General features: G+C 66.3%; 14 protein-coding genes. 4 read left to right on the top strand and 10 right to left on the bottom strand.

The window, feature by feature from the left end; translation table 11 throughout:
• Nucleotides 1-137: 137 nt before the first annotated feature.
• The 4 genes from HCH03_RS14685 to HCH03_RS14700 all read right to left on the bottom strand — a co-directional run bounded on the left by HCH03_RS14685 (nucleotide 138) and on the right by HCH03_RS14700 (nucleotide 5,732).
• Nucleotides 138-1,616: an InlB B-repeat-containing protein gene (locus HCH03_RS14685; protein WP_221690092.1), complete on the bottom strand. Its 1,479-nt coding sequence runs from the start codon at nucleotides 1,614-1,616 to the stop codon at nucleotides 138-140.
• A gap of 683 nt (nucleotides 1,617-2,299) precedes the next feature.
• Complete coding sequence (locus tag HCH03_RS14690; protein WP_221690093.1) at nucleotides 2,300-3,370, bottom strand: InlB B-repeat-containing protein; 1,071 nt, start codon at nucleotides 3,368-3,370, stop codon at nucleotides 2,300-2,302.
• A gap of 145 nt (nucleotides 3,371-3,515) precedes the next feature.
• A complete protein-coding gene (locus HCH03_RS14695) occupies nucleotides 3,516-4,412 on the bottom strand; it encodes a carbon-nitrogen hydrolase family protein (protein ID WP_185904918.1) in 897 nt (298 codons plus the stop codon).
• 114 nt (nucleotides 4,413-4,526) lie between these two features.
• Nucleotides 4,527-5,732: an MFS transporter gene (locus tag HCH03_RS14700; RefSeq protein ID WP_221690094.1), complete on the bottom strand. Its 1,206-nt coding sequence runs from the start codon at nucleotides 5,730-5,732 to the stop codon at nucleotides 4,527-4,529.
• 247 nt (nucleotides 5,733-5,979) lie between these two features.
• Between HCH03_RS14700 and HCH03_RS14705 the strand changes: the two genes are divergently transcribed.
• A complete protein-coding gene (locus HCH03_RS14705; protein ID WP_221690095.1) occupies nucleotides 5,980-6,894 on the top strand; it encodes a LysR family transcriptional regulator in 915 nt (304 codons plus the stop codon).
• Between the two features lie 51 nt (nucleotides 6,895-6,945).
• Here HCH03_RS14705 and HCH03_RS14710 read toward each other — a convergent pair whose 3' ends face one another.
• From HCH03_RS14710 to HCH03_RS14725, 4 genes are all read right to left on the bottom strand, one after another.
• Nucleotides 6,946-7,557, bottom strand: coding sequence for a Fic/DOC family protein (locus tag HCH03_RS14710; RefSeq protein ID WP_221690096.1), 612 nt, complete (start codon nucleotides 7,555-7,557; stop codon nucleotides 6,946-6,948).
• Nucleotides 7,558-7,722, bottom strand: coding sequence for a hypothetical protein (locus HCH03_RS14715; RefSeq protein WP_221690097.1), 165 nt, complete (start codon nucleotides 7,720-7,722; stop codon nucleotides 7,558-7,560).
• Nucleotides 7,723-7,844: 122 nt separating this feature from the next.
• Complete coding sequence (locus HCH03_RS14720) at nucleotides 7,845-9,380, bottom strand: YfcC family protein (protein ID WP_221690098.1); 1,536 nt, start codon at nucleotides 9,378-9,380, stop codon at nucleotides 7,845-7,847.
• A complete protein-coding gene (locus HCH03_RS14725; RefSeq protein WP_221690099.1) occupies nucleotides 9,377-10,591 on the bottom strand; it encodes a M20 metallopeptidase family protein in 1,215 nt (404 codons plus the stop codon). Before HCH03_RS14725 ends, HCH03_RS14720 begins: the two co-directional genes overlap by 4 nt.
• A gap of 201 nt (nucleotides 10,592-10,792) precedes the next feature.
• Here HCH03_RS14725 and HCH03_RS14730 point away from each other — a divergent pair, with 201 nt between their 5' ends.
• Together HCH03_RS14730 and HCH03_RS14735 are read left to right on the top strand one after the other, a co-directional pair.
• Nucleotides 10,793-12,292 carry a helix-turn-helix transcriptional regulator gene (locus HCH03_RS14730; protein ID WP_221690100.1) on the top strand — a complete coding sequence of 500 codons (1,500 nt, stop codon included), beginning with the start codon at nucleotides 10,793-10,795 and terminating at the stop codon, nucleotides 12,290-12,292.
• A gap of 81 nt (nucleotides 12,293-12,373) precedes the next feature.
• Entirely contained in the window at nucleotides 12,374-12,697 is a 324-nt protein-coding gene (locus HCH03_RS14735) for a DUF1292 domain-containing protein (protein WP_080145331.1), read from the top strand.
• A gap of 162 nt (nucleotides 12,698-12,859) precedes the next feature.
• Here the strand turns inward: HCH03_RS14735 and HCH03_RS14740 are convergent, their stop codons facing one another.
• On the bottom strand, nucleotides 12,860-13,054 hold the full coding sequence (locus HCH03_RS14740) for a hypothetical protein (protein ID WP_080144835.1): 195 nt from the start codon (nucleotides 13,052-13,054) through the stop codon (nucleotides 12,860-12,862).
• A 126-nt stretch (nucleotides 13,055-13,180) separates the two neighbouring features.
• Here HCH03_RS14740 and HCH03_RS14745 point away from each other — a divergent pair, with 126 nt between their 5' ends.
• The gene (locus HCH03_RS14745) at nucleotides 13,181-13,399 is read left to right on the top strand and encodes a helix-turn-helix domain-containing protein (protein ID WP_185904912.1); all 219 of its coding nucleotides are present in this window, start codon (nucleotides 13,181-13,183) and stop codon (nucleotides 13,397-13,399) included.
• Nucleotides 13,400-13,422: 23 nt separating this feature from the next.
• Here the strand turns inward: HCH03_RS14745 and HCH03_RS14750 are convergent, their stop codons facing one another.
• Nucleotides 13,423-13,833: a pyridoxamine 5'-phosphate oxidase family protein gene (locus HCH03_RS14750; protein ID WP_185904911.1), complete on the bottom strand. Its 411-nt coding sequence runs from the start codon at nucleotides 13,831-13,833 to the stop codon at nucleotides 13,423-13,425.
• Nucleotides 13,834-13,857 lie beyond the last annotated feature (24 nt).

Below are 13,857 nucleotides of genomic sequence, written 5' to 3' on the forward strand. Positions count from 1 at the left end.
CTCGGTTTCTCCCATAAGGCTCCGTGTCATCCCGTTCGCGCAGAGCAAAGGGCCGGAATCCATCCGGCCCTTTGCTTCGGGGCTGAAGCCCCTCGTTCGGCATCAACGCGGTTCAGCGTGGCTTTTCTCAGATGGCGCTACCCCTGCCTCCTCCTGCGCAGGGAGCGCACGCCCAGCGCACCGGCAGCCGCGGCGACGCCCAGGAGGACGAACGGCACGGCCTCGTCGCCGGTCTTGGGCAGGAAGCCCATCTTCGACAAGGCCGCCGGTGCGGCCTTGGAGCCGCCCCCGTTCGGCCCCGGTGCTGCCTTCGGAGTCCACTGGGCCACCAGGCGCGCGCCGCCTTCCGGCATGGCGAACGTGTCGCCGGCGCGGTACGTCTTGCCGTCGTGGTCGGCCTTCCAGCCGGCGAACGAGTACCCGGTTCTCGTGGGTGCATCGGAAGCCACGGTCACCGTGTCGCCCTTGACGTACGCGAGTTCGTCCACGGGCACGGTGCCGCCGTCGTGACCGTTGCCCGCATAGGTTACGGCGTACTCGGGAGCCCACACGGCGTACATCGTCAGGGGCTCGTCGGGCATGACGCCGTCCATGGCGCCCTGCTCGGCGGCGCGGTCGGCGCTCCAGCCCATGAATCGGTAGCCGTCGCGGGACCAGTCGGCGCCGCTCACGCCCACCGAGCCGATGCCGCTGAAGGCCAGCGGGTCGTTCAGCCGGAACGTGCCGCCGGGTTGGACGGTCGCGTCGTCGGGCGTGTAGTTGCGGTTGTAGACGAGGTCGTGGAGCTGCCCCTTCACCGTGAAGGGCTTCGTGAGCGTGGTCGTGTTGTCCGTGGGCTCCCAGGTGTCGCAGCAGATATTGAAGAACTGCTCTTGGTAGACCGCCGTCACCGTGTAGCTGCCGGGCGTGCTCATGATGGCGCTGCCCCGGAAGGGGTAGGAGCTGTCGAAGGGAAAGGAGACTCCGTCGAAGATCGGGGCGATGGTCCACGACACGGGGACGAAGCGCGTCTCCCCGCCGGCAGAGCCCGTGGCGTCCTGGCGGTGGCCCGTGGCGGTGAACCGCACGGTGTCGCCCGCGGTGAGGTCGTCGTCGTCCAGTTCGAGCATGTTCTGGCCGGCGTCGGCGTGCTCGGCCCAGAGGGCTTCGAGGGTGGTATCCTGCTCCGGCATGAGGAACAGGCCGCCCGGTTGGCACACCCTTCCGCTGACGGGCTCCTTCCACCCGCCGAACGTGTACCCTGTTTTCGTGGGCGTTTCGCGGGGCACGGTCACCTCTTCGCCCGCGAGGTACTTGTTGCTGTCAACTGGTACGATGCCGCCGTCGGCGCCGGCGCCGTCGTAGGTCACCCGGTGCAAAGAGCCCCATATGGCGTACAGCGACACCGCATGGTTGGGCATGGTGTACTCGCCCATGTCGCCCTCAGTGCTCGTGCGGTCGGTGTTCCAGCCTAGGAGCCGGTAATCGCTTCGATCCCAATCAGAGGGCGCGGAGTTAGCAAGCGTGAAGGTGTCGCCCTGTTCGAAATCGCCGATGAACAAGCTGGTTTGGTCGTCGGCGTCGAAGTTGCGGTAATACGTGGCCGGGTAGGTTGGCAGGGGGATCCTCGCGCTCACGATGTTGGAAGGGTCGCTTCCCTCTTCGTTTATATAAGCGATTAGAAAATAGTAATAGGTTTTGCCCGGTTCGGCCCTTGTGTCCGCCCATGAAGTGGACGACGTCACATTGACCGTCTGCCAGGGATCTGTTCCCGTCTCACTTCGATACAAGGCATAGATTGCTTGGCCGTCGACCGGATCCCAAGATATCCGAATGAGATCCTGATCGGCCGACGCCTGGACGTTGCTCGGCGGAGCGGGCAAGTCGTACGTTTCCTCAGACGTCCCGGCGAACGCGGCCAGGGGGATCATCGAGAGTGCCAGCAGCAGCGCGAGCAGAACTGCGGTCGTGCGACGCGCTGGAGGCGATGTGGGCAAGGTGCGGATGGTGTGCATGGGGTTTTCTCCTTCGCTTGTCGATGTGCGACAAAAAGACACGGCTTGGTTTCGCACCCAAACCGTGTCTCAAGTATTCATAAACTGTTTTGAACATGTCACGGAACTTCCGTATCGTTACCCCGACGTTATCGGACCGTTGACGGGGCCTCGGCTCGCCGGTGGTCGATTGCGAAGGGTCGATCGGGCGTGCAAACGGCGTTCGGATCGACGTCGATCTGCGGTAAAACGACGAAAGCCCCGGAGTCCGGGGCTTTCGTCGTTGCGACTCTATCGAACGCGAGGGCGTGAATTCCGGCAGGCGCTTATTTCGCCTTCCTGCGGGCGACGAGCGCGCCCGATGCCCCGAGCGCGGTCAAAGCAGCCAGGGCGAGGGCGAGCGGGGCCGCCCCGTCGCCGGCCTTCGGCAGGGGCCCGGCGGCAGACGCGTTCGCAGGCGCGCTTGGCCTGGCGGCTTGGTTTTGGTCGTGGGGTCCGGCCGCCTTCGGCGTCCAGTTGGCCACGAGGCGCGCGCCGCCCTTGGGCATGGCGAACGTGTCGCCCGCGCGGTAGACCTTGCCGTCGTGGTCGGCGGTCCAGCCGGCGAAGGTGTAGCCGTCCCTCGTGGGCTCGTCTGTGGCCACGGTCACGGTTTCGTTCTCGAGATAGGCCGCCGCGTCCGCCGGCACGATGCCGCCGTCGTTGCCGTTGCCGTCGTAGACCACGGCGTACTCGGGAGCCCATACGGCGTACAGCGACACGGCCGCATTCGGCATGTCGAACGCAGCCATCGAGCCCTGAGTCGCGGATCGATCAGTGCTCCAACCCAAGAACCGGTAGCCGCTGCGGGTGTAGTCGTCTTGCAAAAGGCCCACCGACGCGGCGCTGCTTGGGGACACGGGATCGCCTTCGGCGAAGTCTCCGCCGGGCGTGAACCACGCGTCTTCGGGCGTGTAGTTGCGCACGTAGGTTAGCGGGTAGGTTTGCACGGGCGCGGGCCACGTGACGCTGGCGATGGTGGACGGAGCGCTTTCCACTTCGCCGTAAAACGCAGTCACGTAGTAGTAATAGGGATAATCGGGGAAGATGTTGTAGTAGTCCTCGTACGAGGTTTCTGTCAGATTGTCCGCGAGAAGGTCCCAAGGACCGGTGGACGAACCGCTGCGGTATATCGAGTAGCGCTCGGCGTTGCCCACGGAATCCCAGGTAAGCTCGATGTGGTCATGCGCCGCCACCGCTTGAAGGTTGCCCGGCGGGTCGATGAGCGCATCCGTTCCCGCAGAGGGCTCCGCGTTTGCGGTCGGGGGAAGCAGGGACAGTCCCAGCAGCAGCGCGAGCAGCAATGCCAACGCGCCGCGCGCGAGGGACGAGGAGGGCAGGGTGCGAGTTCGGTGCATTGGAATCTCCTTCATCCGTCGAAACGACAAACGCGGTTCGAACCTCTTGCTCGAACCGCGTTTCAAGTATTTACGTGTCGCCTTTCCGTGACGAGGAGATTTCCAGAACGTTACTCTGACGTTATCATGCCGTTGAAAACGGCCTCTACCCCTTGAACCGCTCCTGGGCGGCCAGCTCGCTGTACCAGCGGGCGTAGACGCCGGGGCGGAAGTCCGGCTCCTCGTCGACCCATTGCTTGGCCAAGAACGACTTGTCCACGTAGGACAGGTCGACGGTGCCCAGGTGCAGCTCCTGCTCGTCGGAGCCGGGCGCGCCGCAGGGGCCGCCCGCATAGTAGCAGATGGCGGGCACGTTCTTCCCGGGGCCTATCACGCTGCTGCCGCCCACGAAGTCGTCGGTGACGGCGCAACCGGTGCAGTTCGCCGAGGCGATGTACACGTCGTTGTTCGCGGCCAGGTACTCGAGCGAGTCTTTTATGTTGCGGGCCGTGACGCCCGTGTTCACGGCGAACGGGTTCGCTATCAGGCGGCATCCGCTCGCGCGGTAGTAGCGCATGATCTCGGAGAACACGAACGTGTCGTAGCAGATGCTCACGCCCACGGGTCCCCACGGCGTGCCGAACATGAACGGCTCGTCGCCGCGGCCGGCCCAGGTGGACTCCGCCCCCGGCAGGTGCATCTTGCGGTAGCGGCCGAGCACCCCGTCGGGCCCGCAGGCCACGGCGGCGTTGTAGACGGTGCCGTCCTCGGCGCGCTCTGCCAAGCCGAACACGGCGTACACGCCCAAACGATGCGTGACCTCGGCCACGGCCTCCGTCGACGGCCCGGGAATGGGCTCGGCCAAGCGGTGGTGCATGCACGCCTCGCCTTCGGGGGCGGCCACGACGTCGTAGCCGGTGAGCGCCGTCTCGGGCAGCACCACCAGGTTCGCCCCGCGCGCGGCGGCGCATTCGATGTAGCCCACGATGCGGTTCAGGTTGCGCTCCTTGTCGCCCCAGCGCGGTTCGAACGTGACCACGGCGACGTTCATGATGTCCTTCATAGGTGTTCCTCCTTCGGTTGCTTGTTGTGTGTGCCCTGAAAAGGGGACCGTCGTCTTTTCAGGGCAGGTGCGTCGGGCGCGCGGTGCCGACGGCGTCTCACGCGGCCCGGCGCGCTAGCGCAGCTTCGGCGTGACGAACGTGCACACGGCGCCCACCACGGCCAGCGGCACCATGAGGTAGAACATCACGTCCCAGCCGAACGCTTCGATGAGCAGGCCCACCAGGCTGGAGCTGAGGAAGATGCCCACCCACTGGAACGTGTTGAGCAGCGCGACGGCCATGTCGCCCTGCGCGGGCGGCACGAGCTCGGCCACGGCCGAGAAGCACAGTCCCACGATGCCCATGACCGCGATGCCGAACAGCACCACCAGCACCACGAACACGCCGGTGGGGAACGTGGGCATGAGCGCGTAGGTCACGGCGCTCGCCAGCATGAGCACGCCGAGCGGCTTCTTGCGCGAGCCCATCTTGTCGGACACCATGCCCGCCACGATGCCCACGGGAATGCCCACGAGCGGCGCGATGCTCACGATGGAGCTGGCCGCCGCCGCGTCCATGCCGCGCACCTCGGCCAAATACGTGGGCAGGAACGAGATGACGCCCTGCTCGGCGATGAGGTACACCATGAGCGTGATGCCGATGAGCCACACGCCCTTGTTCAAGAACACGTCCTTCGAGAACAGCTTGGCCGGGCCGGCCGCAGCGTCCGCCTCCGTGCCACTCGGCGCGCCCGCAGCCGCGAGCGACGCGTCCAGGTTGCGCAGCGCGACCACCCATACCACTAGGAACACGACGGCGTACGCGGCCGTGAACCACCACACGTTCTCCCACGCGCCGGCCTCGGCGATGCGCGGGGCCAGGTTGAACATGGCTATCTGGCCGAACGCCATGAAGCACATGAGCAGGCCCATGGCGCTGCCGCGCCGCTTGTCGTCGAACGAGCTGGCCACGGCCGCCGGCCCCAGCGTCATGAGCAAGATGAGCCCCACGCCCTCGACGATGCGGCTGCCCAGCATGACGGCGTACCCCAGGTCGAGCGCACCCACCACCGAGCCCGCCAAAATGGCCGCCAGCGCGATGACGCCCGTTTTGTAGTAGCCCAGCTTTGCGATGATCACGCCGCTGGGTATGGCCAGGAAGATGCCCGAGAACACGAACACCGACATGAGCAGCCCCGCCTGCCCGGCGCCCGAGAGCCCCATGCTCTCCGTGAGCACCGGCACGATGGGCGCCACCTTGTTCAGGCACATCGCCCCCGCCGTCATGGACATGAGCATCATGAACAGCACGAGGCCGGGAGAAACCTTCTTCCGCTCCATTCGCCTCACCCCTTTCCCCGCGGCCCGTGCGCCGGGCCGCGCATCATCGCGCGGCGCGCCCCGCCTTCGCGTTTCGAGCGGCGCCGCTCTCATACCTCCCGTACTGCTTCCAGCGTACGCGGGCGTGCTCTATAGCGGAATGAACGATGCGGAGAGGGGTATCAATAGTCACGTGAGGCCGATTCAAAACGCGCGCCCCGGTGCGTAGAATGAAGGAACGGAACCGATGCGGGGAAGGGAGGCGGGCATGGACACACGCGATCTCAAGGTGTTCGTGGCCGTCTACGAGACGAAGAGCATCACGCGCGCCGCGAAGGAGCAGTTCCTGAGCCCGCAGGGTTGCAGCAAGATCATCCAGAAGATCGAGGGCGAGTTGGGCACGTCGCTGTTCGCCCGCAACCACTTCGGCGTGCGCCCCACGCCGCAGGGCGACGCGCTCTACCGCCGCGCGCAGATGGTCATCCGCCTGCTCGAGGGCGTGAAAGACGAGGTGGAGGCCGCCCGCGCGCTCAAGTACACGCTCAACATCGCCTCGACGCAGGGCGTGTCGGAGTACCTTTCGCTCGCGTTCTTCCGCGATTTCGCCGAAAGCCATCCGCTGGTCAGCCCGCGCGTCATGGAGAGCCCCGACGCCATCGCGAAGCAGCGGCTGGCCGACAACACGGTGGAGATCGGGGTGCTGGGCGGGCCGATCGACCTGTCGGTGTTCCATGCCGTGCCGTTCACCGCCCACCGTCCGTGCCTCGTCATCAACGAGGAGAACCCGCTCGCGCGCAAGGCGGCCATCGACTATGCGGACCTGGACTGCCAGCCGCTCGCCATGGTCAGCCGCGAGTTCGCCTCGCACCATCTGGTGGTGAACCGCCTGGCGAACGCGGGCGCGCACGTGGACATCGTCGTGGAGGCCACCGAGCTGGATTTGTGCCATCGGCTGGCCGAGCAGGGCGACGCTATCGCCGTGTCGTTCGATTTCGCCGCCTGGGGCGGCAAGCGTGCGCACACGGTCATCCGCCCGTTCTCCGACCGGAGCTTCCTTTGGGAAACGTTCATCGTGCGCAAGGCCGGCGTCGAGCTGTCTCCCCAGGCCCAGGACTTCTGCGACTTCGCCCTCGCCTGGGTGGGCGACCACCGCGACGACCTGTTCCAATGGCCGGGAGCGTGATTCCGGCAAAGGAAGCTAGCCACAGACCGGCCTCCTTTGCCGGGGGAGGGGCTATCGCTTGGAGAGGCTTTTTGCTACAAGATGCTCCAGGGCTTCGTTGCTCCCGTTGAAGGAAGACACGCTTGCCTGAATCATCTCGTTTCTTCCCGTGCGAGCGAAAGAGAGCAGATAGCCGTTCTCGTAGGCGAGCTGTCTGACGAAAGCCCTCTGCGCGCGACCGTTTCCTTCTCTGAAGGGGTGGATCGCATTGATCTCTCCCAGATAATAGGCAAGACGCGCTGCCATGCTCCGCGCCGGAGTTTCCGCGAGGTGCTTTTCGTTACGCAATTGCGTAAACACGTTCTCCATTTGCTCGGGGATGTAGTCTGAGACGCAGAAAAAAGAACCCTTCGCAATGTTCACGGTACGATACTCGCCGGCCCATTCGAATAGGTCAGAGAAGGCGAAACGATGGATGGCCTGAAGGTGCTGTGCGTCGAAAGTTCGTGGGAAACAATCGCCGTTCTTGTCCATCTGCGCTAGACGAAGCATGCTGATCGACCGCTCTGCTTCGGCAAGCTCATCGGCGTTGGTAAGGCCGAGCTTATTCCTCAAAACATGCGATCCAGGGTAACAATAGGGGTCTGAGGATTCATAGGCGTAGTCGACATCCCGCTCGGGCATTTATGCTGCCTGGTGCTTTGCGACGAGTTGTGCGACTTCCTCGTTGAAATCGGACCGCTCTTCGAGGCAATCGCGCAGCAAAACGAGGTCGTCCTGCGTCAATTGCAGGTTTTCGATTGCCATGGTCGCTTCCGTGTTGGCGATGATCTCTTCAATGTCGCTCACAGCCCATCCTTTCATTTGCTCGAAGTATAGCAAACGCCGATGGAGAGTATGTGCGTCTCTCTGGCGCAAGAGGCCGGCGCGAGGTCGGCTTCTTGCGCCAGGAGCAGGGGGCAACGCTGAGATCACATGAGCAGCATCGCCACGGTGAGCACAACCACCAGCACGATGCCGGTGACCACGATCACCTTCATTACCCACTTGAGCATCGTGGCGTACTGCACCTTCGCCAGCGCAAGGCCGGCCAGCACGGCGCCGTTCAGCGGCGTGATGATGGCCACCAAGCCGTGGGCGGCCACGTAGATCATCACCATGACCTCGGCCGAGAAGCCCAGCCCGCTGGTCAGCGGTCCCATGATGGGCATCGCCAGCGTGGCCATGCCGGAGCTCGAGGGGATGGCGAACGACAGCACGAAGTAGAACAGGAACGTGGCGGGAGCGAAGACGAAGGCCGGCACGCCGGACAGCGCGTTCGCCGCGTTCGTGAGGATGAACGTGTCGAGCTGCGTCTCGCCCATGATGACGGCCACGGAGCGCGCCAGCGCGATGACCAGCGCGACGCTGACCATCTCGGCGCACCCGCCGAGGAACGTCTTCACGATATCCTTGCCGGCGAAGCGCGCGAAGATGCCGATGACGATGGCCATGAGCAAGAACCACGCCGTGGCCTCGTTGAAGTACCACATGCCCAGCGGCACGCCGGTCAGAAACGCGCTCCAGGAGCCGGCCGGGTCATCCACCGATCCGCCTGCCATGAAGAGGTCGATGCCGAAGTTCTGCCACGGCACGAAGCCGACGATCATGACGACGAACGTGAGCGCGAACAGCACGAGCACGGCCTTCTGCTTGCCGGAGAGGACGGCCGAGAACGCCGGGTTCTCCGCATCCTCCTCCATCTGGCCGTACTCCTTCTCGGATTCCTCCTGCTCCTGCAGCGACAGGAACGTGGAGCCCTTGTCGGCCTTGACCTTCTTGGCGTAGCGCATGACGAAGAAGATGGAGATGGCCTCGGCGATGACGAACAGCACCAGGCCGAAGCCGATGATGACGCCCTGGTCGACGGCGATGCCCATGTCGGTGAGGGCGGCCGAGGCCACGCCCACGGAGAACGGGTTCACCGTGGAGCCGATGCAGCCCGCGCCCGCGCCCAGCAGCACCACGAGCGCGCCGGTGAGCGTGTCGAAGCCCGCAGCGAACATGGTGGCGGCCAGCAGGATGTAGAACGGCACCGTCTCCTCCATCATGCCGTAGGTGGAGCCGCAGATGCCGAACAGCAGCATGAGGATGGGGATGAGCACCAGCTCGCGGCCCTTGAGGGCGCGCACGAGCGTGGCGACGCCGGTGTCGAGCGCGCCGGTCTTGTTCACCATGGCCAAGAAGCCGCCCAGCACCAGCACGAACACGCACACCTGCATGGCGCTGGCGAAACCGAGCACCGGGGAGGTGAGCACGTCGGCGAAGGACGCCCCCGTGACGTCGCTCGTGAAGAACGACATCGCCACAGTGACGAGCGCCACGCCGATCAGGCACGCGACCAGGATGATGAAGGAATCCGGCGCGCCTTTCTTCTTCTTGCGCTTCTTCGCGCCGCCGGGCTCGGGGGCTGCGGCGGCGGGGGCGGCCTCGACGGCTTCCGCCGCCTGCTTCTCGTTCTCGCTCATCGCTCGTTCTCCTTGTCGTCGTTCGCGCGGGCTTCCAGCCAGCGCAGGGCCATCGTCGCGGTCATCGCCGCGCCTTCGACGAACACGCTCTCGTCGAACACCACGCGGGAGTTGTGCACGGGGTAGCGCACGCCCTCGTCCTCCGAGCCGGTGCCCAGCACGAAGTACGTGGTGGGAACGGCCTGCGAGATGACGCTCATGTCATCGGAGCCCGAGATGGGTTTCTCAAGGATGGTGACGGGGCGGCCGGTGAGGTCCTCCACGTAGCCGATCAGCTCGTCGGTGAGCACGGGGTCGTTGTGCACGCTGGGCACGCCGCGGAGGAACCGCACGTCCACGCTGCCGCCGAAGCCTTCCGCGATGCCCCGGCACAGGGCCTCCAGGCGCTCTTTGAGGTGCGCGCGGGTGCCCTCGTCGATGGTGCGCAGGGTGCCCAGCAGGCGCACGTCGTCGGGGACGATGTTGGCCGCCGTGCCGCCGTTCATGGCGCCGAACGTGATGACGGCCTGGTCGTTCGGGTCCAGCTCGCGGGCGATGAGGTTCTGCGCGCCGAAGAAGATGTGGCAGGCGATGTTGAACGGGTCCACCAGCTGGTGCGGGCGCGAGCCGTGGCCGCCTTTGCCGTGCACGACGATGTCGATGTCGTCGATGGAGGAGAAGCCGGTGCCGGGGCGCGTGGCGATCTCGCCCCGGCGGTAGTCCATCGGCATGAGGTGGATGGCCGTGGCGGCGTCGACGTGCGGGTTCTCCAGCACGCCCGCGTTGATCATGGCCTCGTTGCCGCAGATCTCGTCGGGCGCGCAGCCCTCCTCGTCGGGCTGGAACATGAGCTTCACGCAGCCGGGCAGCTCGGCCTCGTGGCCCTTAAGGATGCGGGCGGCGCCCAGCAGCATGGCGGTGTGCGTGTCGTGGCCGCAGGCGTGCATATAGTCGGTCTGCGAGGCGAAGGGCAGCCCCGTCTCCTCGCGCAAGGGCAGCGCGTCCATGTCGGCGCGCAGCATGAAGCAGCGGCCTTTCGACGGGTCGCCGACGGTGGCCACCAGGCCGCCCGGCACGATCTCCTCCGGCTCGAGCCCGATTTCCCGCAGACGCTCGGCCACGTAGGCCGTCGTCTGGGGGAGGTCGAACCCGATCTCGGGATGCTCGTGCAGCCAACGGCGGTCGGCGACGATGCCGCCTTCCAGCGCTTGCGCTTCTTCCAAGATGGTCATATGGTGGTACCTCCTTGGTTCATGGGGGATGGTTGGCGCTCGCTGGCGAAGGGGAGCGCCGTTTCGCGTTCGCGCCCGTTGCGGGGCGCCTGACGGGCGGTACAATACGGGGGTGAAGGCGGTTCGAGCGTCACCCCGGCGGCGTTACGAGGGGGTGAGCGGCAGGTTTCAAGCGGCGAGCGGCATGAAGAAAGGTTACCGATGGGAAACGCGCACGATCCGGCATCTCGACCGCGCCGCCCGGCCGGCGGCGGCTCGGAGGACGCCGCGGCGGGCGAGCCGCCTGCCGCGAGGGCGCTGGTGGCCGCCCGCGCCCTCGCGGCCGTGGCGGCGCTGTCGCTCTCGACGTTCGTGCAGAACGGGTTCCTCTATCCTCCTCTCGAAGCCCGTGCGCCTTGGGCGCTGGCCGCCTGCGGGTTGGCCTACGCGGCCGCGTTCGCGCTGTGGGCCCTTGCCGCCCATCGTCGGCGCAAGCCGCTGCCGACGACCGCGCTGTCGGCGGTTGCGTGCGCGGCCCTTGCGGCAGGCGCTGCGCTGTGGGTCGCGGCGGCGGCGATGGGCTATCCTGTCGTGCTCGCGGCGCCCGCCGTGGCGCTGTTGTCGTGCGGCCGCGCATGGGCGGTCGTCGTGGCGGGGCTGTCGCTGACGGGCTTGCGCCCGCGCGGAGTGCTGGTGACGGTTGCGGGAGGCGTGTTCCTGTCGTACGTCGCCTACCTGGCGCTCGGAGCCGTGCTGGCCGCCCTCGCGCCGGTTCTCTACGCACTGCTTCCCGTGGCGGCGCTGGCGGTGACGGCCGGTCCTGTGGCGAAGTCCCGCGCATCGCTCGCCTCCGGGCCGGGCGAGCTGGCGGTGACGAATCCCGGCTCGTTCCCCGGGCCGTTCAACCGCCTGTTCGTGTGCATATTCCTGTTCGAGGTGGGCTTCGGCCTGTCCATCGAGTTCGGTGCCGATCTCGGCGCATGGTGGACGGCCGCCGTGCCGGGCGCCGCGCTGCTCGCGGTGGCGGCGTGGTGCGCCCGCACGCGCAGCACCCGGCGTGAGGACGCGCTGTTCCACGTGTCGGCGCTGCTCGTGGTGTTCGGCTTCCTCATGTCGTCGGCGCAGACCGCGTTGTTCGGCTCCGTGGCGCAGCAGGCGCTCGCGGTGGGCGCGCAAACGTTCAACGTGCTCACCTGGGCCGCGCTGTCCATCGTGGCCGCGCGCAATCCCGCGGGCGGCGTCACGGCGCTGGGGCAGGGCTTCTGCGCGTCGAACCTCGGCGCCACGGTGGGCGTGGTGCTGGGGCAGGCGTCGTCGTCGGGCGACCCGCTGGCGGGCGATGTGCGGTTGCTCGTGCTGGCCTTGGTGGCCGCCGCGTTCGTGGGGTACGTATGGATGGGGCTGCGCGGCTTCAGCTTCACCGACGCCATCCAGGGCGTGAAGCCGGTCGAGGAGGTGGCGCCGCCCGCGCCCGAGTCCCGCACGGACATCGAGGCGCGCTGCGAGCGGCTGGCCCGCGCGCACGGGCTCACCGAGCGCGAGGGCGAGGTGTTCGCGCTGCTGGCCCGTGGCCGCAACGGCGCGTTCATCCAAGAGGAGTGCCGCGTCACCCGTAACACCGCCAAGACGCACATCCGCCACATCTACCAGAAGCTGGGCGTGCACACCCAGCAAGAGCTCATCGATCTCGTGGAGGGGGAGGCGGCGGACGGCGCGGCGTGACGCCGATATGCTATGCTGCTCAGGGAAAACGACGGCCCGCGCCGCGATGGGCGCGCGGGCCTTGCGAGGAAGGAGACGCGCATGCGCGAAGGAAGCGCCCCGAATTTCTGCCCGCCGATCGAGGAGGGCGTGACGCTCGAGTTCGTCGACGAGAACGGCGACGGCGTCGTGCTGGAGTTCCTGGGGCTCGTGCTGCACAACGACCGGCGCTACGGCTTCTTCTTCCCCGTGTCGGAAGACGAGCCGGCGGGGTCGTCGGGCGAGGTCGTGCTCTTGGAAGTGACGGAGCTGGACGACGACGGCCAGCCTTCCGCGTTCGAGCTCGTGGAGGACGAGGGCGTGGCGGCCGAGGTGTACGCCGACTTCCGCCAGGCCACGAAGGACCTTTACGATTTCGCCGACTAGTAATGAGCGATTAGCGACGAACGATTAACGACGAGCGACGGCGCGGCCGCCATGCGAGGGTGGGCGGCTGTGCGCAGCGCCCTTCGCGCACGGCGCTCCCGTGCGCGAAGGGCGCAGGTTCGATGCGGTGCTATTGGCGCGCGACGGCGCGTCGGAGGCGAATCAGCGGCCGAACTGGTCCCAGCCTCCCGCCGGCTTCACCAGCTCGGACTGGGCGATGGCCGCAAGGTACATGATCTCGTGGTTGATGGCCTTTTCAAGACGGCAGACCTCTTCCTCGGTCTCCGCCAGGTCGAATATGCGCGCTGCCGCGGTTTTTACCGCCCCCATCTGCCGTTCGTACTCATCGTGCACCATCGTCAACCCCGTATCTCAATATGCGACCAGCTAGCTCATCTATGATCAACCGACCGGTTGTATTATCCGTGTGCTGTAAACTATAGTTTACGTTATCTCCCTGGTCCGATACTAGCCTTTTCCATCATGGAGAATAATACACTGAAAGCCCAACTCGGTGCGAATGTTGCGGAATTGCGCACGGGGGCCGGTGTGTCGAAGACCACGTTCGCGCTCATGGTGGGCGTGAGCAGGCCCTATCTTGCGGCAATCGAGCGCGGTACCGCGAATCCGACCGTCGACGTGCTCGAGCGCATAGCCGACGGTCTGGAAACGAGCGTGGGGGAGCTGTTCGGCGAGAGGTGAGACGGCGTCGTCGTGCGGGCGCCCTAGAGGGCCAGGGGCTTCCATTCGTCGTGGTTGCAGATCCAGGCCTGCGGGTTCTCCACGGAGAAGAACACGAGCGTGGGGTCGTTCGGGCCGTCGTAGCGCTCGCCCAGCCCGGTCATGTGGTCGTAGCCCGCCTGGCGGATGTCGTCGCGCGCCAAGTCCTCGAGCCCCGCCTCGCCGCGCAGGATGAGCCAGCCGTGGCCGGGCCACCACGAGGTCGCCTCGAAGCGCCGGTTGATCGCGAGTTCTTCCCACACGTCCTTCGTGGTGGCCGTGCAGAACCATATCTTGCCGTCCTGCTCGGCGGCGAAGCTGAACGGGCGCACGTGGGGTTGGTCGTCCACGCTGGTGGCCAGGTACCAAGCGGGTACGGCGGTGAGGTACTGGAGTACGGTTTCGTTTCCGGTCATGAGGGCTCCTATCGAAGTCGGGAT

Origin of the sequence: Gordonibacter massiliensis (ex Traore et al. 2017) (assembly GCF_019731765.1) — a bacterium.
Taxonomy (GTDB): domain Bacteria; phylum Actinomycetota; class Coriobacteriia; order Coriobacteriales; family Eggerthellaceae; genus Gordonibacter; species Gordonibacter massiliensis.

What these genes read in the sequence shown, in the direction of transcription:
- HCH03_RS14690 (WP_221690093.1), bottom strand. Translation starts at nt 3,370, where the DNA reads ATGCACCGAACTCGCACCCTGCCCTCCTCGTCCCTCGCGCGCGGCGCG.
- HCH03_RS14695 (WP_185904918.1), bottom strand. Translation starts at nt 4,412, where the DNA reads ATGAAGGACATCATGAACGTCGCCGTGGTCACGTTCGAACCGCGCTGG.
- HCH03_RS14700 (WP_221690094.1), bottom strand. Translation starts at nt 5,732, where the DNA reads ATGGAGCGGAAGAAGGTTTCTCCCGGCCTCGTGCTGTTCATGATGCTC.
- HCH03_RS14705 (WP_221690095.1), top strand. Translation starts at nt 5,980, where the DNA reads ATGGACACACGCGATCTCAAGGTGTTCGTGGCCGTCTACGAGACGAAG.
- HCH03_RS14710 (WP_221690096.1), bottom strand. Translation starts at nt 7,557, where the DNA reads ATGCCCGAGCGGGATGTCGACTACGCCTATGAATCCTCAGACCCCTAT.
- HCH03_RS14720 (WP_221690098.1), bottom strand. Translation starts at nt 9,380, where the DNA reads ATGAGCGAGAACGAGAAGCAGGCGGCGGAAGCCGTCGAGGCCGCCCCC.
- HCH03_RS14725 (WP_221690099.1), bottom strand. Translation starts at nt 10,591, where the DNA reads ATGACCATCTTGGAAGAAGCGCAAGCGCTGGAAGGCGGCATCGTCGCC.
- HCH03_RS14730 (WP_221690100.1), top strand. Translation starts at nt 10,793, where the DNA reads ATGGGAAACGCGCACGATCCGGCATCTCGACCGCGCCGCCCGGCCGGC.
- HCH03_RS14735 (WP_080145331.1), top strand. Translation starts at nt 12,374, where the DNA reads ATGCGCGAAGGAAGCGCCCCGAATTTCTGCCCGCCGATCGAGGAGGGC.
- HCH03_RS14740 (WP_080144835.1), bottom strand. Translation starts at nt 13,054, where the DNA reads ATGGTGCACGATGAGTACGAACGGCAGATGGGGGCGGTAAAAACCGCG.
- HCH03_RS14745 (WP_185904912.1), top strand. Translation starts at nt 13,181, where the DNA reads ATGGAGAATAATACACTGAAAGCCCAACTCGGTGCGAATGTTGCGGAA.
- HCH03_RS14750 (WP_185904911.1), bottom strand. Translation starts at nt 13,833, where the DNA reads ATGACCGGAAACGAAACCGTACTCCAGTACCTCACCGCCGTACCCGCT.